The sequence below is a fragment of the Microbulbifer mixtoriginis (SeqCode) genome, from assembly GCF_052467235.1.
Genome location: NZ_CP174305.1, coordinates 453,410 through 469,822, shown reverse-complemented (window position 1 = coordinate 469,822; position 16,413 = coordinate 453,410). Strand labels below are relative to the sequence as shown.

Here is a 16,413-nt window from a genome sequence, read left to right as displayed (position 1 = left end):
AGACACAAGTCATTTTAGATATTCAAAACGCTGTTGTTATCAGTTGCCCGCTTAAAATCAATTCCTCAATTTTGTTGCTGAGCCTATCGTAAGTAAAAGGTTTTTGGATACAGTCGAGAACCCCATCTTTGATAACTTCCTGGACTTTGCTATCGACACTAAACCCGGTTGAAAGCAATGCTTTCACCTCCGGGTTGATGCGCTGCAGAAAGGCGAATAGTTCCTGGCCATCCATTCCGGGCATAATCATATCGAGAATCACCAGGTCTACCTGATCGTAATGCTGTCGGTAATAGGTGATCGCCTGTTCCGCCGAAGCGAAAGTGGTTACGCTGTGACCATTCATTTCAAAGAGTGTTTTCGAATAGCTGCGGACAATGGCTTCATCGTCCACCACCATAATACGAAGTTGGCGTTTGGCAGATTGCGGTACAGTTTGTTTTTGCTGTCTACTTACTTTTGCTTCGGCAATCGGCAGGTACAAATTAAAGGTGCTGCCCTCTCCCTCAATGCTATGGCATTGTATGGCCCCCTTATGCAAATGGATGGTGCCATGCACTGCGGCGAGACCCAGTCCGGCACCCCGGCCGCATTCCTTAGTGGTGAAGAAAGGCTCAAAAATTCTGCGGCGCACTTCAGGGGGCATACCTGTACCATTATCGCGAATGGTGATTAATAGGTAATGACCAGGTTGCACTTCAAAATCTGCGATAGTAGTAATTTTTTCAAAGGTAATATTGCTACTACTAAAACGCAGAGTGCCTCCACTCGGCATGGCATCCTTGGCGTTGATGCCGATATTTAATAATGCACTTTTCAACTGGGCGGGATCGCCGACTACATGAGGCCGGCCAGCTTCTAGTTGCTGTTCAACGCGAATACGCCGATCAATGGTGCGCTCAAGCATGGCACAGACATCGCGGGTGATTTCATGGGTATTGCAATCTTTCAGTTGATAGTTACCTTTGCGAGCAAAGGTAAGCAGCTGCTTAGTCAGCTCAGCGGCATGGCGGGCAGTAGTGAGTATATGATTAGTGTATTCGCTGATACGGGGATCTTCCGCTATCTGCTGGATAACCTCGGCATAACCACTGATTCCATGAATCATATTGTTGAAGTCATGTGCGATGCCGCCGGCTAGCTCGCCAATAGCCTGCATTTTTTGCGCTTGACGCAACTCCTCCTCCAGCAGGCGCTGTTTGGTGATATCGGTTCCAATACTGAGTATGCCTGTTGGGCAGCCACTTTCATCTGAAAGGATTTTATTAGTCCAGGCAATCCAAACCCTCTTGCCAGACTTGGTGATATTCTCGTTAATGTTGTAGCGATGTTCTTGTGGATTATCGCAAACATGTTGAATGAGTTGACGTAGATCCCGGCCGCTGGACTCGCAGGCGGGCACTATGGTGCCGATCAGATGCCGCCCAATAATTTCGGCTTCAGAGTAGCCAAAAAGTTGTTGAGCATACTCATTAAAAGAGGTGATTCGCCCGTGCCTGTCGCAGCGCATAATGATCGAATTCGCATGCTCAACCAGTTCGCGATAGCGCTCTTCACTTTTACGTAAAGCCTCATAGACTTGCTGGGAATCCCGGCTTTGGCTACTGGTGACATAAGTGGATGTGGGGAATACCGGCAGGCTGTTTTCCTTGATCACCTATTCTCCTCCGGAATAATTATTGAGTATTTTTTCACCAGAAACTGCATCATGTGGAAACAAAAAAGTATATAGGGAACCCGGGGCCTTTTAAGAGCTGGTTTGCAGTCTTTGCTGACATGCCGACATTTATAAACCCTTTTGTAATTGTGTGTTTATTCAAATGTGATGGGTATCCACTTGCAGAGCAGACGAGTTTCTCGGTAATTCTTTGGGGCTTTTCTTCTCAGAAGCGAACTTTTCTTCTCTAAGTAGTGGCTAAGGTCAGACAAACTGATAGCATTCACCGCCATCTTCAAAACCATTGGATGAATAACTATGCAGCTGCATTCTCGAGTTTTCGGGCGCGGCATCGCGGCTTTGCTTTGTGCCTCGCTGTTGGTGTCTGCCTGCGGAGAGAAGAAAGCCGGGAGTGAGCAGAGATCTCTGGATTTTGCTCGCCTGGATGCTTTCCCTTCAACTTATTCTGTTACTCAGTCCCGACCAGTGCTGATTCAGGATGCCACTTTGCTTACTGGGACTGGGGAGCAATTAGAGAACACAGACCTTTTATTGAAAGGCGGAAAGATTGCAAAGATCGGTCAAGATCTTGAGGCTCCCAAGGACGCCCTGGTGGTCGATGGCAAAGGTAAGTGGGTGACCCCCGGAATTATCGATGTACACTCTCACCTGGGAGATTATCCTGCCCCCTCTATTGAGTCCTCTCAGGATGGCAATGAGATGACATCCCCCAACACCGCGCAGGTATGGGCGGAACACTCTGTATGGACACAGGATCCCCAGTTCCCCTTAGCCCTGGCTGGCGGTGTGACCACATTGCAGATCCTACCGGGCTCTGCCAACTTGTTCGGTGGCCGCAGTGTAACCCTCAAAAATGTACCGGGTCGCAGCGTACAGGACATGAAATTTCCCGGTGCGCCCTACGGTTTGAAGATGGCCTGTGGCGAGAATCCGAAGCGTGTTTATGGTGGTAAAGGTACTTCCCCCTCAACCCGTATGGGTAATGTAGCTGGCTACCGCAACGCCTGGATTGAGGCCAGCAATTATAAGAAGAAGTGGGAGGAATATGTAGAGAAGGGTGGAGATGAACCAGAGCGAGACCTGGGCCTAGAGACCCTGGCGGGCGTTCTGAACGGCGATATCCTGGTACACAATCACTGCTATCGCGGAGAGGAAATGGCGGTGATGATGGATGTCGCCAAGGAGTTCGATTTCCAGATCTCTACGTTCCACCACGCAGTAGAAGCATACAAAGTCGCCGACCTGCTGGCGGAGAACAATGTATGTGCTGCGATGTGGGCTGACTGGTGGGGCTTTAAGCACGAAGCCTTCGATATGACAGAGGCAAATATTGCTATCGTCGATCAGGCCAAGGCCTGTGCAATGATTCACTCGGATTCCGGTGTGGGCGTTCAGCACCTGAATGAAGAAGTTGCTAAAGCGATGACTGCAGGTCAGCGCGCTGGTTTCGATATTCAGCCAAAGGATGCTGTGACCTGGATGACCATGAACCCCGCTAAGGCACTGGGTATCGATAAGCAAACCGGCAGCCTTGAGAAGGGTAAGATGGCCGATGTTGTTATTTGGTCTGGCAACCCGTTCAGTGTTTATACTCATGTTGATCAGGTCTTTATCGATGGGGAGTTGATGTACGATCGCTCCGATAAAAAGCGCCAACCGCGCAGTGATTTTGAGCTTGGTATTCTCAATGCAGAGGGAGAGCGACTGTGAAAAAAATAGCTGTATTCTATGCGCTGGCCCTGGGGGTTTTGACAGCAGGGGCTCAGGCGCAAAGTATCCTGATTAAGGGCGGTAAGGTACACACCCTGGCTGATATGGGTACACTGGAATCTGCCGATGTGCTGGTAGTGGACGGTAAAGTGGAGCAGGTGGCTCCCTCGCTGAATATACCTGCCGATCGGGTAATTGATGCGAAAGGCAAGGTGGTGACTCCTGGAGTTATTGCACCCATTTCTGAATTGGGGCTGGTGGAGATCAGCGCAGCCAGTGGCACCAACGACCATGCGGTAACTGGTGAGAGTATCGGCAGCGCCTTCAATCCTGTACCCGCATACAACCCCAAATCTACATTGATCCCTTTTAACCGGGCTGGTGGTGTTACCAGCGCCGTGGTGTTTCCAGCTATCAGTACTTGGGATAGCGCTGCGGTAGAGGCCCAGAGAGTGTTTGCCGGACGCGGCTTTGCCATCAAACTCAGTGGTGAGTTCGATAGTGTCGAGGCGGAAGATGTTGCCCAGAAGGCTTATTTGGGTGAGGCCGGTGCTCAACTGGCCGGTGGTAGCCGTGCAAACGCCTATGCGAAAATTGAGAATGCCTTGAATGAGGCTAAGGAGTACCGGGACAATCGTGCAGCGATTCGTCTGGGAGAGTGGCGAGAGCTGAATTATAGTCTTGCGGATCTCGAGGCCTTACAGCCGGTGATTAATGGAACGGAACCGCTATTAATTACAGCTAATCGTGCCAGCGATATCCTTGCGGCTATTGAGTTGGCTAAGGCTTACAATGTAAAGCTGGTGCTGCTTGGGGCGGCTGAAGGTTGGATGGTGGCGGAGCAGCTGGCCCAAGCTCAGGTGCCTGTCGTGATTGATGCGATTAACAACCTGCCCATTTCTTTCTCCAGCCTTGGCGCTCGCCTGGATAATGCTGCTTTGTTAACCAAAGCTGGTGTGAAAGTTGCCATTAGTGGTCCCGACTACGCTTCTACCCACAATGTATACCTCTCACGTCAGTCTGCTGGTAATGCTGTTGCCCACGGGTTGTCCTACGAGGAGGCTCTGAAGTCTATCAGTACAAATGTGGCAGATATCTTTAGCCTTAGTGGCGGTACCCTGGAGAAAGGGGCCGATGCTGATATTGTAGTTTGGAGCGGTGATCCACTGGAAGTAACCAGCTACCCTGAACAGGTACTGATTGAGGGAGAGCCCCAATCTTTGGTTACTCGTTCAACCCGCCTGCGCGATCGTCATCTTAAGCCGAGCAAGGGGCACGACTTTGGCTATCGCAATTAACTAGTGCTTAGTTTGTGAGCAGATGAAGAGCGGGCAAAGCCCGCTCTTTTTTTGTGTGACGAAAAATGAACAAAAAGGTCCAGCCACTTGTTTAGCATTGGTGTGGTGATAGGGATATATTTACATCTCGTATTAATAAGAAAAAGGAAAATGCCATGGTAAATATTACAGCGCTGTATGCCAGCCTCTGTGCAATCCTCATTATCTACTTGGCAGGCCGGGTCGTTCAATTTCGTCGCACTAAGCGAGTAGGTATTGGCACTGGCGAGGATCGTCATAATGAGATTCGTGTGCGCGTGCACGCGAATGCGGTTGAATATACCCCCATCGCATTACTGCTCTTGTTGCTTGCGGAGCTAGGGGGCTTATCTGCACTGTGGTTGCATGTCTTTGGAATCGCTTTTTTTCTATCCCGCATTTTCCACGCTTATGGCCTGACAGCGGGTAAGGGAGGTACCCATGCCGGACGCTTTTGGGGCACATTAATCAGTTGGCTGGTGATACTAATACTCGCAGTGATCAATATTGTGCTATCGATAAGATCTCTGTAAAAGCGCTTGTAGCAGTAAAGAATTTTTTAGGCGATCTGGAACGATTAACGATCTTTATGCGGTGGGAGGCTTCAGCTAAATACTGAAGCCCAGCAAAAAAGCCCGGTTGAACCGGGCAGAGTACAGGGATGAAACTTTAAACTACTACCAGAAACTTTCTTCAGGTAGTTTTACTGGTTTGCAGCAAAGGGAGTAACGGTCTCGTCGGAGGACTCTTCACCGCTCTCATCTTCCTCCAGCAGAACTTCTGGTTTGCCTTTGCAGGCTTTGGCCAGGGCATCGCGACGCTTGGCCAGCAACAGGCCGATCTCTTCGCTCACCTGCTCATCAATACCTTCAATACTGCGCTCAATGAGCGTGGTAATGTTGGCTGCAAGCTCCAGCATCTTATCGTGTTCTTCAGCATCTTTTTTGTTGTCGAACATTGCTCCGTCTCGATCGCATTTCCAAACAGCTACTACGGCCATGATATGCCTCCCAATTGCCTTTAAGACATTCCAGTTTGCTTGTATGGCTATACGGTAACTGTATAAATATTCAGTGTCAATGGTGGTTGGAACTGAAGTGGCGGCTGTTTCGTTGCGCTCAAGAGAGTGGCTATTGCGATAATTCGTCTTTAGGAAGCTGTCGTAACTGTCATAATGCGCCACTGCAGCCGGATGTACTCCCCCCAGGCATCCAGGCTGCAACCTCCGCACTGAGCAGGCCCGTTTGCGGGCCTGTTTTTTTGGAGTGCCTAATCATCATTCTTACGGGGGAAAGTTTCGATTTTGGCACGCCTCTACGGAGGTGGTGCTTAGGTCCTACCCACTAAATAGTGAATACCAAACGTGCGGCCAAGCCAATCAGGAGCAGACCAAACAGCTGCTGGATGCGGTGGCCGAGGTGCTTGCTAACCAGTTGACGTTTGCGGCTGGCATGAACTGCCAGGGCAACGATGCAATACCAGAGTGTATCGACTCCTGAAACCATGGCAGCCATTCCGAGCTTGGTGGTGAGAGCCTGCTGCTCAGATACGAACTGGCTAAATAGGGCAGTAAAGAATACCGCGATCTTGGGATTAAAGAAGGCCACCCCGAAACCTTGTACGATCGAGCGGCGAACACTCATGTGGGGGGCTTCCAACTGGGTTGTTCCCGAGCCGGGAGCCGGGGCTCGGAAGGCCTTCCAGCCCAGGTATACCAACATGGCTGCACCGGCCCATTGCAGAATACTGAATAGTAGTGGAGAGCTGGTAATCAGTACTGCGAGGCCAAAGGCTGTCAGCGCAGCGTAAACGGCAACGCCGGCGCCGTGCGCAATGGCGCTGGCGAGGCCTTGCTGAAGACCTGAGGCGGAACAGCGCATTACGATAAGCAGGCTAGGGCCTGGTGACATTGCGCCTAGGGCACAGATACCTGCAAGTGATAACCATCCGAGTAAATCCATTATTTAAAGCCGCCCCCTTGTGCCAGCCAGTGCTTTTCTTCTTCAGTGGAATTGCGGCCTAAGGCCGCATTGCGATGCGGATAGCGGCCAAACTGCTCGATAATCGCCTGGTGGGCCAGGGCGTATCGATAGTGGGTGGCGAGATAAGGGGCGATGGACTCATCATCCCCGTACTGCTTCTGCAACTGGGCGAAGTATGCCACGGAGCGCTGTTGGATAGCGGAGTTTTCACTGTGCTCAAGAGGCATGCCGACAAAAATCTGCTGAAACAGCCCAAGTTTTTGCTCATCTGCCCTCTGTAGAATCGACTCGGTGATATCGAGAGCCAGTGGGTCCCCCTTAAAGGCCAGAGAGTTACCGCGGTGGATATTGCGGGCGAATTGATCGCATAACAGTAACAGGGCCAGCTCGCCCTCCAGACTTTGACGCCAGTGATCCAGCTTTCCCTCAAGGGCCATATTGGTGATCTCGGTAAAGTCTTCAGCCATTTGCTTGTCCAGCTTTGGGTCTGCCGAAAACCACCGCTTCTGCCGTTCAGGTGTAGGGCGGTAATTTAAAGCGGGATCACCAAACCAAAAGATCAGTATTTCCTTAATACCGGTCATCTACGAGTTCCCCAATGGTTACAGGCCGATTATTGCGACTTTTGTACTTATTGGTCCAGTAGCTATAGGAAGAAGTCCTCTCACAAAATGTTTAAAAAAATATTTTTGCGCCTGCATCCAAAATCAATTCTGGCTCCGTCATAGAGGTGTACAAGGAAAAGCGATCTGGAGGTCACAATGTTTACTGCGGGATCATTTAAGAAGGTACAATTTTGCGCCGTACTGATTTTGGCGCTTGGCGGCATGCAGGCCGGAGCGGCGGAGCTGGGATTCTCGGTGGATGATATTCATCGTCAGCTCACTGAGAAAACAGACCAGCACTTTATGCAAAAGCTCAATGAATGTAAGTCAGGCAGTGAGGTTGAAGGCAGCGGGCTTCCCTACCCGGTGCGGATTGCGGAGGAGAGGGCTCCCCAAGGCGCCACCCCCGGACCTTACAGCCGAGGCCGCATAACAGTGATGTAGCGTGCAGGGCTTCCCCGGGCCGACGGTTAAACAGTACAAGAAAGACAACGATTAGAGAGTAACTAATGAGAGCGAGAAATTCACAATCCCTGCGGGTAGCTACCTACTGGTTGGCGGCGCTGGCAGCTACTTTTGCCGCGATGGGCAGCTGGGCACAGGATGACAGCAGCACAATACCCAACCCGCCAAAGCCGCCGGCAATGGAAAGTGAGGCATCTAAGCCAGATACGCGTGTACGCATCATGCGTGATGAGGAGGGTGTGCTCACCATTAAAACCCAGGGAGAGGACGGCGAGCGCAGTGAGGTCCAGGTGGACTTGGGAGCTGAGTTCGGAGGCCCTCTGAGCCAGCGCATTATCGAGAAACTGGAGCGCAAGGGGATTCTCGATGAGCGGGGGCAGGTGGCTGAAGAGGCTCTAGATAGTGTGCCAGACAATGTGCAGATTGGCCTGTCAAAAAAATATGACTCTTCACATGAGGGCTGGAAAGAGTCTCAATCAGATTCTGGTTTCCACCAAGTGGTGACTTTACCAATTCTGGCCTTACTTTGTGTGTTCGGTATGCCGGTGTTGATCGTGTGGCTGGTAACTCGCAATAGCTACAGGAAGAAACAGCTGGTGATGGAAAATATCAATAACATGGTGGCTGATGGTCGGGATGTGCCGCCTGAGATGTTGGATATGCTGGAAGATAGCAGCCCTAAGAATACTGGGGACAGAGGGATTACTTTAATCGCAGTGGGTGCTGCAGTGTTTATCTGGCTCACTTCCCTTGCAGGATTTGGGGTAGGTAGTCTGGGCTTGATCCCACTGTTTATCGGCCTGGCCCGCTTTATCAACTGGAAGCTCGATACTAAGCAGGCGTAGGGACCGAAATATGGACCTCAATGATGAGGATTTGATCAGGCGCACCGTCAAAGACGGGGACCAGCGGGCATATGCCCAGCTGGTGCGTCGCTATCAATCCCAGCTGCGATTCTCGCTCCGCAAGCTGTGTGATGGCGATCAGGGCCTGGCCGATGATATGGCGCAAGAGGCCTTTATTAAGGCCTATAAGGCGCTGCCGGCATTTCGGGGAGATGCCCGCTTTAGCACCTGGTTGTACCGGATCGCCTACAATCTCGTCATGAGCCACAAACGCAAGAACGCTCCAGAAGTGGATCAGGAGGCGGTCGATCGGGCCCAGGCGGAAGAGTCGGTTGAAGAGTCTCAGCGCCTGGGGATGGCCCGGGACCTGAACTCCGCAATGGACTCTTTAAGCGATGCCCAACGCCAGGCGATACACTTGTGTATGCAGCGGGGCTTCTCCCATGAGGAAGCGGCAAGTATTATGAAGTTGCCACTAGGTACGGTAAAATCCCATGTCAACCGCGCGCGAGCAAAGCTACAGAGCTTGTTGCAGCCGTGGCGCGAGGAGGTGGTCAATGGTTAACTTTGAACAGCGCAACACAAAGGGTGGCGCCTTGGGCGATTTAACTATAGAGGGCAAAGACCCACAATTTGATGCTTGGCTGGCAGAGCAGCTGCAGTTCGATGAGCCCTACCTGGACGATGACGGTTTCTGCGAGAGCGTCATGGCAAAATTGCCAATGCCCTCCAAGAAGAACGAACGTCGCGCCAGTCGTGTTCAATACATCGCTGTGCTGGCGGCTTCGGGTATTGTTGCCTGGCAATTTCCTTTTGGCGAAGTGCTTAACGAAGCCGCTCGCCAGTCTATCAGTCTTTATAGTTTGGTTGGTGTGGGAATGCTTTCCTCGCTGGTAGTGATGGCCGGCGGTATCTTTGCCGCTCGTCGCTGATCATCTTGTAGCGGGGAAGCACACTACACAAAATCTGTGCCGCCTCTAATGATGCATTAGAGGCGGACTATTATATCTTATACCCCCGGGCTGCTATGGGCTTGGAGAATCATCTCTTCAAAAGCCCGATGTCTTTTATAACTTAATGCCCCGATTTACTGAGCAGCGCTAATGCATTCAGCATTGAGTTGACTTGAACGCTATATTTTCTAAGCACCTTGATTGGCTGGTGTGGAGATATGGCGGTGCACCACATGTCACGATTTTTCCAATTTGATAAAGCAGAAAGTCTCTCGAACAGTATCACGAACTTCCTTGCCATCGAGAAGAGTGCCACCACACTTAATATGGCAGTGGGCAAAGCCTGTTTAACGCCCTGCGGTAATATTTAATTCTTCTAATTCAAACAGTGATGGAGCCTTAAAGGGTGGCTGCCATTCATCAAAGCTCTCCATAGGCTTTACTGGCCATTTTTTCTTAAATTTTATGTTGGCTGGCATGGATGAATTAGGTTGGAACTTGTGGCTCTTTAAAGGCGGCAAGCGAAAGCTATGATTTTTCTCTGAATGGAAATTCTAGATTACATCTTTAAGAATTCTCTCTATTGAAAGCTATAGCTTCATCAAGTTGCAGTGTATTTCTGAGTCTTTATATTTAAATAAATTGCTCAGTACTATGTATGATAAATAGGATTCTTGTGGCGGGTGACGGTATGCGTTTTCCGTGAGATTATTCTGTCAGGAATATAATTGACTCGCTTTATTCGCAGAGCCATGGGCTTGGATCTTGGAGGCTGGCTCTGATAACTATCCGATTCGCGCTGCTGACTTTAATTAATTATCAAGTATATATTCCAGTAGCCGCTGGATTGCGGACTTGTCAAGACAAGTCCGCTTTTTAGGTTCACTCAAATGGTTTTAGGCGCTCCATAAGAAGCTTGCGGATATCTTTCATTGATTTTTCTGCAGTATCACCAGCAGAGTTCATCGCGATTAGAAAAATTATGTTGTGCTTTGGCATGATAAGTGCATCGGTGAGCCAATAGCCGTTACTACCCGTGTGTGTAAGCAGCAATAACTCTGGATCGACCAATGCCCCCCAGCCCAGTGCGTAATGACCATTTACGGGTGAGTGTAGTTTGCGATAAGTTTCGGACTTCAATAATTTACCGCGGCCATGTACGCCATTGAGTTGGTCCTCTGCGAAGAGAATCCAATCTTTAAGAGAAATATTGACTGTGCCAGCGGGGCCGAGCGCTTGAGGGTTATCACTTTGTATGTCAGCGGGATCGAGTGGTACGAGCTTGCCCCACCAGTTTTTTTTATGACCACGCGGTTGGTCCAACTTGCCGGAGGATCCGGGCGCTGCAAATCCTGCATTTTTTATGCCGAGCGGAGTAAAGATCTGTTCCTTGATGAGATCCTCCCAAGTCTTGCCTGTTCGTGCCTCGGCGATAGCACCCGCGATAATGTAACCGAGATTGGAGTATTTAAATGAACCAGTTGCGGATGTAGGTGGCATTGCAAGGTAACTGCGTGCAACCGCAATACGTTGCGCCCGAATACTGGGTACTGACTCGATTAAGTCTTCAAATTGAGGAAGTTCATTATCGTCGGTCAGAGGTGGTAAGCCTGCGGTATGACTGAGCAATTGCGTGATCGTAATATTGCGGTAAGCGGGGTCCATATTTTTTGCGAAAGCGGGAAAAGAATCAGCGAGTGTATCCTCAAATCGCATGACACCTTGCTCAACTAAGCGTGCGATCATTGTTGCAGTTAGCGCCTTGGTATTCGATCCAATATGCCAACGATCGTCGATAGTGGCTGGTTCCATATGACCATGCGCACGAAAACCGTCTGCAGCTATAGCAGCGGTCTTGCCATCGATTTGAATCAGCGCGGCGACGGCTGGAAGATCGTTTTTGTCACGTGCTGTGGTAAGTGTCTGTTCGAGAAATGTCTGCAACGCTTCGTCCGCACGTACAGCAACGGTTACTGCTAAGAGTGCAATTGTAAGAAAAATCTTTGACAGAATTTTTGTGTGCCGACTATGCATCATGATAAGCCTGTATTAAAAGTAACATGAAAACTGAGTCAGATCTTAGTTACCGCTAAAAGTGGTACGAAATTTCGAGGTTATTGGCGTACTACTTCGATTTCCGACTGGATCGTTTTGTTTAAGTTCCTAAAAAGCATGTAATTGTGAGGGGGAAATCCTATGCAGAAAATTATTGGCGGTAATTTAAACCGTAATCATGATATTTATAACCTTCCAATACCAAGAAGCTGCTTGTGCAAAGCTTGTAAAAGAGGTTGAGAGTATAAATAGGATAAAAAGCATTTGATAGAGTGTCTTTTAAAAAGAATATCAAATAATTTATTTAAGTCATGCGTTTATAAAATTATTGGAAATAGTAAGTTGTTGATGGTCTGCTATATCTAAATCAGATAAGCCGCAGTAGGAAATACCTGCGTACAACTTTAAGAATCTTCTAGAATTTTTCTTATTGATAGATTTTGAGAGTGAGAAAGCCGGATGTTTGTAAAAGCCAGCTGCCCGAAGGCAGCACAATGAAGTAATTGCTCAGCCTAAGCCCAGTTCTTGCTCAATTTGGGCTTTGCGCCAAACGGAATAGTGAGTAGGCAGTTTTGCTTCTTTGGTGTTATCAGCAATGATGGCACGTTTCATACTGGGCCAGGATAAGACGGCTAAAATTTTCGGAGCGATCACCTGAAAGACCTTGGGCGGCCCCATCAGAGTTTTCAGTTTCTGGATCAGCGGAAGCCAAGAGGCGGGAACTACTTGCTCGGCGATTGCCCAGGATGCTTGGGGTTCACTACCCAACTGTTTGGTAAGGGATTCGTAGCGCAGGGTTGCTGCACGCAGCGCTGCTTGAGGGGGTGCCACTAATACAGTGCGAGCTCTCCGCTCGGCGCAAAGAAGGCAAATTTCTCTGGGGAGACTGCTGAGTTCAGCCAGCTTAGGGTTAATCGCCCAGCCGTTGGCATTAATATGGCACTGACAAATTGAGCAGGAATACCTCGGGGGTTCAGTGGTGAATAGTGCAGTCACTTTTTGTGGGCGTTCACCGTTGCGCCAGAAGAGTGGGTATTTTTCAAAAATTGTACCGGCAAAGTATCGTGCGTAAATTAACCAATCGATAGCGGTAACATTACCAAAGCGGTCTTTGTGCAGTAAATCTGGAATATCCAAACTATAAAGGTGGCGCAAGCAGTGCGGACAGGGCTTTAGGTTGTCTCGCGGAAAGGATTTATGTACGGCTGAGAAGTCGCTGCTCGCCCAGAGGGGCCCTTGGTAATTACTTACCGAAGGGCATTTGGGAGAAATATGGACCTGCCCAAAGGAATCTTCCTGTGTTGAGGGTGAATACTCAAGACCAAATACAAATACTGGGATGCCCCGGTAGCGCCATCCGCAGGAAAGTATATCGAGGTCTGAATAGTCCAGCTGAATACCTAAACGAATGGCGCTTGCCAAGCTATTTCGACTCGGCTTGCAAATAGTTAAAGGCTTCTGTTCGGGATTGAGAAGATTTTGAGAGCTTTGCCTTTGACGCTTATGAATAGGCCGCAAGTCGGTTAGTTTCACAGGGCCTCCTCAAGAATCTGCAAAATGTGGCTTTCAGAGTCTCGCACTACTCGGAATGCAACGCGACGAGAGCGATTTGGATCCTCAATACCATTGTTATTAAGGACCGGGCGGGCGGATGAATAACCTACGGCTGCAACTTTTGCACGTACTAAAACGGCTTGATTTGGGGGTAGTAGCGAGTGGGCATATTGCATTACCGCCCGTGACCGCTGCTGAGAAAGACGTAAGTTATGAAAATACCCATCCTCTGGCGCCGACTGCTCACCCCACTCAGAACTTGTGTGACCTTCAATTTGTATTGCAGCAATGGAATCCATATAGGGGGTCAGTGCAGCAATATAGCGGGGCACAAATGAGGACATAATTTCACGCGCATTGTCACTCAAAGTAAAATCCCCAGTCTTGAACAGCGCATCACTATTGTTAAAAGAGATAGCTAGGGTCTGTTTATCCAGAGAGGCTCCCCAGCGAGTAAGGTCGCGGGAGAATTCCTGTTGCAAAGTTTGATAAATCGCCAGCTGTGTATCGCGATAGGACTCGGCAAGTTCTCGAATTTTGGCTCGTTCATCTATTAGGGAACGCATCACGAAGACGGCAATACAGAGAAAGACCATCATTAGGCCGGCCATCATGTCAGATAGGCTGATCCACTGGCTTTCACTGGATTCACTGTTGGAGTGAGCGCTCTCAAACATGCTCCTCTCCAGCGGCCTGCTTCACTTGATTGTCAATTCTTTTCATTTGCTGGATTAACTGGCGAAAATCCCGTGAAAACTCACCGCTCAAGGTACCTAGGGCATCACCCATCGCAGCCATTACACTCTCGACTTCGCTATGTAAGCGTTGATCCAGTAACTCATACTGGCGCTTGATGCTTACGTCTGCATTGGTCAAATCACGAGTGATCACTTGGGATAATTCAGTAATCATTTGTTGATGGGTCTTGGCAATAAGCTGAGCAAGCTCAACCATTGACTCACGATGGCTGTTTGCAGTCTCTCGTATAATGTTGGAAAAGTGGTTGGGGTCGATATTATTCAGGACATCGGCAAGAGCAACGACCTTATTCGTCCTCTGTTCAAAGACTTTCGCCTGGGTTTCACTCAGGGAGATTAGATGTTGAACTTGAGTGCCTAACTGCTGATTCGCTTTTTCGATTCCCTGGGTAATCGACTCAAACTTGGGCGCGATATCCGGAATAGATTTTTGTAGTATTTCAATGGATGCCTGCTGTTCATTAAGCATGACAGAGATTTGTTCGGAGTGAGTGCGCTGCTGTTCAACCAGCGAAGGAATAACGTTAAAGATTTTCGGTAATTCAGTAATACGTTGATGTAACTGCAGAAGATTCTCCTGCGCACCGTTAATTTCAATCAGTAGAGATGTAGTTTGCTCACGGTAGATTGCAGCAAGCTCGGCGTGTTGCTCATGCTGATCGATTAATGCTTGCAAGGCAGGGGATACGGCCTCCAGCTGCTGAATAAACTGCTGTAAGTTATCACCCATTTGTGCGTTCAGCCCCTGATTAAACTTCTCCACAACTGAAGTTAGTGACTGCAGAACCTCTTCACTAATACTGTGTTGAAATTTTGCCAAATCCTGGCGCTGGTGATTGATCGCTTGCAAAATATCATCTGCAGTGGCTTTGGCTGGCTGATCTTTGTTGAATATTTGGAAGATAGTGCGCAAGACCAATGAGAGGAAAAGGCCTAAGATGCTAGTCATAAAGGCGGTTTCCAGACCTTGCATAAGTTCTGAAATTGAGGTATCGATATCAGCAAGGTCAAAACCATAGATACCAAGAATAATACCGATAAAGGTACCCAGAATTCCAAGAGCGGTCAGTAGAGAAGGCGTTTCTTTTACGAAGCGTGGAAACTTGCCAAATGGGTAAAGGGTCAAGGCTATAGTGCCAAGGGCAAGCATAACTATAAGAAAGGTGTCTGTTACCTGCTCAGGAGATAACTTAGTCAACCAGTGGTAGAAAAACTGGGTCATTATTGATCCTTTACAACTTTCTGCATTGTTATTTCGTGATAAAAGGGCCCGTTGGGTATTCTTCCAGTGCCCTGACTTAGAACTTTCATTTGTGGTAGTGCTTTCACTACATCGGTAATAGTGCGGAACTTTGCCTGCTTATTTCCAGCTGCTTGGATATAGGTTCCAACAAGGCCTGATGGCTGAATCTCGAAAACACCACAATTAACCGGAAGTCGCTCTTGCTTGAACAGCAGAAAATGCATCACAGCGCCATTGCTGAGATACTGATATAGCGCATGCGTGATTAACTGAATTTGTTCAGTGGAAAAGAAATTCAGAAGATCCCAGAGTAAAATACAATCCAGGTTTTCAGGCAGGGTGGCCTGTCGTAATGCTGCCTGTATCGCGCTATCAAAGGGTACCTTGCGGCTACATTGCCAGAGAATTGCAGAATAGAGATCGGAAATAAATAGTTCACCCACTTCTCGCTGGAGGTGCTGCATATTCCTTCCAGCTTTTTTCCCTACATCCAGAGCTTTACTGACGGGAGAGCGCTTGGCGTGCATTAATGCTTGATCAAGTGCTGTCAAAGGGATTTCGGTAAGGCTTGTTTGTCTAAAGGCGGAAATTGCAGCTGAGGTGCCCCCCGCACGTATAGCGTTTTGTGACTTTACATTACCGTATTCAAACATCAGCTCAATAAGGTCTTTACGCATGCCTTTTCTATGCAGGAGAGAGGAGCGCAGAGAAAAGTTACCCATGGTTTTCATTAGGTTGAGCGAAGAGTATCGGTATGTAGGTAATGGCTCCGGCAGTGCTAGGGGGGCTGAGTTAAAAGTGAAGCCGGACAAACGCTTGAAGTCAGCGGGGGCTTTAGGCATTGTGCCGGTGTACAGCATTGTGTGGAAGACAGTGCCAGCTTTTAAGTGAGGTCGGATTTCCTCAATTAATTGGGCAATAAGCTGGGGTTCCATAAAGTTGAACAGGTCCCAGCAGAGCACGACATCAAGTTTTATCCGTTGCGGCTTTCTGGTTAGGTGTTCAGTTAACTTTATAGTTCGTGTCCGCAGGTCAAATGAGTGGATTTCAAGCAGCAGGCTACGTAAATCCTCAATAAATGTCTGGCAGGACAGTTCCAAAAAGGTTTGTGTAGTGCCAAATGAGAGGCACCCCAAATCCAATACTTTACCACCTGGTTGAATCACCTCGTCCACCAAGGCGGCAATACCAAACGAATGATGCTGCAACATACTTTCACACCAAAAGCTAGAGCCCCGGCAATAGCCGG

The 16,413-nt window shown here is 48.9% G+C and carries 16 protein-coding genes; 7 read left to right on the top strand and 9 right to left on the bottom strand.

The annotated features are described in order from the left end of the window. Positions 1 to 22: 22 nt before the first annotated feature. Positions 23 to 1,657: a two-component system sensor histidine kinase NtrB gene (locus ACJJIO_RS01960; protein WP_444909992.1), complete on the bottom strand. Its 1,635-nt coding sequence runs from the start codon at positions 1,655 to 1,657 to the stop codon at positions 23 to 25. A gap of 318 nt (positions 1,658 to 1,975) precedes the next feature. Here ACJJIO_RS01960 and ACJJIO_RS01955 point away from each other — a divergent pair, with 318 nt between their 5' ends. From ACJJIO_RS01955 to ACJJIO_RS01945, 3 genes are all read left to right on the top strand, one after another. Further along, complete coding sequence (locus ACJJIO_RS01955) at positions 1,976 to 3,388, top strand: amidohydrolase (protein WP_444885393.1); 1,413 nt, start codon at positions 1,976 to 1,978, stop codon at positions 3,386 to 3,388. Then, positions 3,385 to 4,686, top strand: a complete 1,302-nt coding sequence (locus tag ACJJIO_RS01950; protein ID WP_444909991.1) for an amidohydrolase family protein — start codon at positions 3,385 to 3,387, stop codon at positions 4,684 to 4,686. Before ACJJIO_RS01955 ends, ACJJIO_RS01950 begins: the two co-directional genes overlap by 4 nt. Positions 4,687 to 4,841: 155 nt before the next feature. Then, positions 4,842 to 5,237: an MAPEG family protein gene (locus tag ACJJIO_RS01945; protein ID WP_444909990.1), complete on the top strand. Its 396-nt coding sequence runs from the start codon at positions 4,842 to 4,844 to the stop codon at positions 5,235 to 5,237. 170 nt (positions 5,238 to 5,407) lie between these two features. On the opposite strand, the gene ACJJIO_RS01940 is transcribed toward ACJJIO_RS01945, so the two are convergent. From ACJJIO_RS01940 to ACJJIO_RS01930, 3 genes are all read right to left on the bottom strand, one after another. Next, complete coding sequence (locus tag ACJJIO_RS01940) at positions 5,408 to 5,704, bottom strand: YebG family protein (RefSeq protein WP_252085417.1); 297 nt, start codon at positions 5,702 to 5,704, stop codon at positions 5,408 to 5,410. A 343-nt stretch (positions 5,705 to 6,047) separates the two neighbouring features. After that, positions 6,048 to 6,665: a LysE family translocator gene (locus tag ACJJIO_RS01935; protein WP_444898548.1), complete on the bottom strand. Its 618-nt coding sequence runs from the start codon at positions 6,663 to 6,665 to the stop codon at positions 6,048 to 6,050. Next, positions 6,665 to 7,270: a DUF924 family protein gene (locus tag ACJJIO_RS01930; RefSeq protein ID WP_444898547.1), complete on the bottom strand. Its 606-nt coding sequence runs from the start codon at positions 7,268 to 7,270 to the stop codon at positions 6,665 to 6,667. Before ACJJIO_RS01930 ends, ACJJIO_RS01935 begins: the two co-directional genes overlap by 1 nt. Before the next feature lie 177 nt (positions 7,271 to 7,447). Here ACJJIO_RS01930 and ACJJIO_RS01925 point away from each other — a divergent pair, with 177 nt between their 5' ends. The 4 genes from ACJJIO_RS01925 to ACJJIO_RS01910 all read left to right on the top strand — a co-directional run bounded on the left by ACJJIO_RS01925 (position 7,448) and on the right by ACJJIO_RS01910 (position 9,533). After that, positions 7,448 to 7,735: a hypothetical protein gene (locus ACJJIO_RS01925; protein WP_444898546.1), complete on the top strand. Its 288-nt coding sequence runs from the start codon at positions 7,448 to 7,450 to the stop codon at positions 7,733 to 7,735. 65 nt (positions 7,736 to 7,800) lie between these two features. Continuing rightward, positions 7,801 to 8,601, top strand: a complete 801-nt coding sequence (locus ACJJIO_RS01920) for a DUF6249 domain-containing protein (protein WP_444909989.1) — start codon at positions 7,801 to 7,803, stop codon at positions 8,599 to 8,601. Positions 8,602 to 8,611: 10 nt separating this feature from the next. Then, entirely contained in the window at positions 8,612 to 9,166 is a 555-nt protein-coding gene (locus ACJJIO_RS01915) for a sigma-70 family RNA polymerase sigma factor (RefSeq protein WP_252085422.1), read from the top strand. Beyond that, positions 9,159 to 9,533, top strand: coding sequence for a hypothetical protein (locus tag ACJJIO_RS01910; protein WP_252085423.1), 375 nt, complete (start codon positions 9,159 to 9,161; stop codon positions 9,531 to 9,533). Before ACJJIO_RS01915 ends, ACJJIO_RS01910 begins: the two co-directional genes overlap by 8 nt. 903 nt (positions 9,534 to 10,436) lie before the next feature. Here the strand turns inward: ACJJIO_RS01910 and ACJJIO_RS01905 are convergent. The 5 genes from ACJJIO_RS01905 to ACJJIO_RS01885 form a co-directional block, all read right to left on the bottom strand. Beyond that, on the bottom strand, positions 10,437 to 11,591 hold the full coding sequence (locus ACJJIO_RS01905; RefSeq protein WP_444909988.1) for a serine hydrolase domain-containing protein: 1,155 nt from the start codon (positions 11,589 to 11,591) through the stop codon (positions 10,437 to 10,439). A gap of 525 nt (positions 11,592 to 12,116) precedes the next feature. Then, positions 12,117 to 13,142 (bottom strand): hypothetical protein, encoded by a 1,026-nt coding sequence (locus ACJJIO_RS01900; RefSeq protein ID WP_444909987.1) that lies wholly within the window; start codon positions 13,140 to 13,142, stop codon positions 12,117 to 12,119. Beyond that, positions 13,139 to 13,840, bottom strand: coding sequence for an OmpA/MotB family protein (locus tag ACJJIO_RS01895; protein WP_444909986.1), 702 nt, complete (start codon positions 13,838 to 13,840; stop codon positions 13,139 to 13,141). The genes ACJJIO_RS01900 and ACJJIO_RS01895 overlap by 4 nt, the downstream gene beginning before the upstream one ends. Then, a complete protein-coding gene (locus tag ACJJIO_RS01890; protein ID WP_444909985.1) occupies positions 13,833 to 15,143 on the bottom strand; it encodes a MotA/TolQ/ExbB proton channel family protein in 1,311 nt (436 codons plus the stop codon). The genes ACJJIO_RS01895 and ACJJIO_RS01890 overlap by 8 nt, the downstream gene beginning before the upstream one ends. Then, entirely contained in the window at positions 15,143 to 16,375 is a 1,233-nt protein-coding gene (locus ACJJIO_RS01885; RefSeq protein WP_444909984.1) for a class I SAM-dependent methyltransferase, read from the bottom strand. The genes ACJJIO_RS01890 and ACJJIO_RS01885 overlap by 1 nt, the downstream gene beginning before the upstream one ends. Between the last annotated feature and the right edge of the window lie 38 nt (positions 16,376 to 16,413).

Excerpts from the sequence above, each read along its gene's own strand:
- ACJJIO_RS01955 (WP_444885393.1), top strand. The coding sequence starts at position 1,976 with ATGCAGCTGCATTCTCGAGTTTTCGGGCGCGGCATCGCGGCTTTGCTT.
- ACJJIO_RS01945 (WP_444909990.1), top strand. The coding sequence starts at position 4,842 with ATGGTAAATATTACAGCGCTGTATGCCAGCCTCTGTGCAATCCTCATT.
- ACJJIO_RS01940 (WP_252085417.1), bottom strand. The coding sequence starts at position 5,704 with ATGGCCGTAGTAGCTGTTTGGAAATGCGATCGAGACGGAGCAATGTTC.
- ACJJIO_RS01935 (WP_444898548.1), bottom strand. The coding sequence starts at position 6,665 with ATGGATTTACTCGGATGGTTATCACTTGCAGGTATCTGTGCCCTAGGC.
- ACJJIO_RS01930 (WP_444898547.1), bottom strand. The coding sequence starts at position 7,270 with ATGACCGGTATTAAGGAAATACTGATCTTTTGGTTTGGTGATCCCGCT.
- ACJJIO_RS01925 (WP_444898546.1), top strand. The coding sequence starts at position 7,448 with ATGTTTACTGCGGGATCATTTAAGAAGGTACAATTTTGCGCCGTACTG.
- ACJJIO_RS01920 (WP_444909989.1), top strand. The coding sequence starts at position 7,801 with ATGAGAGCGAGAAATTCACAATCCCTGCGGGTAGCTACCTACTGGTTG.
- ACJJIO_RS01915 (WP_252085422.1), top strand. The coding sequence starts at position 8,612 with ATGGACCTCAATGATGAGGATTTGATCAGGCGCACCGTCAAAGACGGG.
- ACJJIO_RS01910 (WP_252085423.1), top strand. The coding sequence starts at position 9,159 with ATGGTTAACTTTGAACAGCGCAACACAAAGGGTGGCGCCTTGGGCGAT.
- ACJJIO_RS01905 (WP_444909988.1), bottom strand. The coding sequence starts at position 11,591 with ATGATGCATAGTCGGCACACAAAAATTCTGTCAAAGATTTTTCTTACA.
- ACJJIO_RS01895 (WP_444909986.1), bottom strand. The coding sequence starts at position 13,840 with ATGTTTGAGAGCGCTCACTCCAACAGTGAATCCAGTGAAAGCCAGTGG.
- ACJJIO_RS01890 (WP_444909985.1), bottom strand. The coding sequence starts at position 15,143 with ATGACCCAGTTTTTCTACCACTGGTTGACTAAGTTATCTCCTGAGCAG.
- ACJJIO_RS01885 (WP_444909984.1), bottom strand. The coding sequence starts at position 16,375 with ATGTTGCAGCATCATTCGTTTGGTATTGCCGCCTTGGTGGACGAGGTG.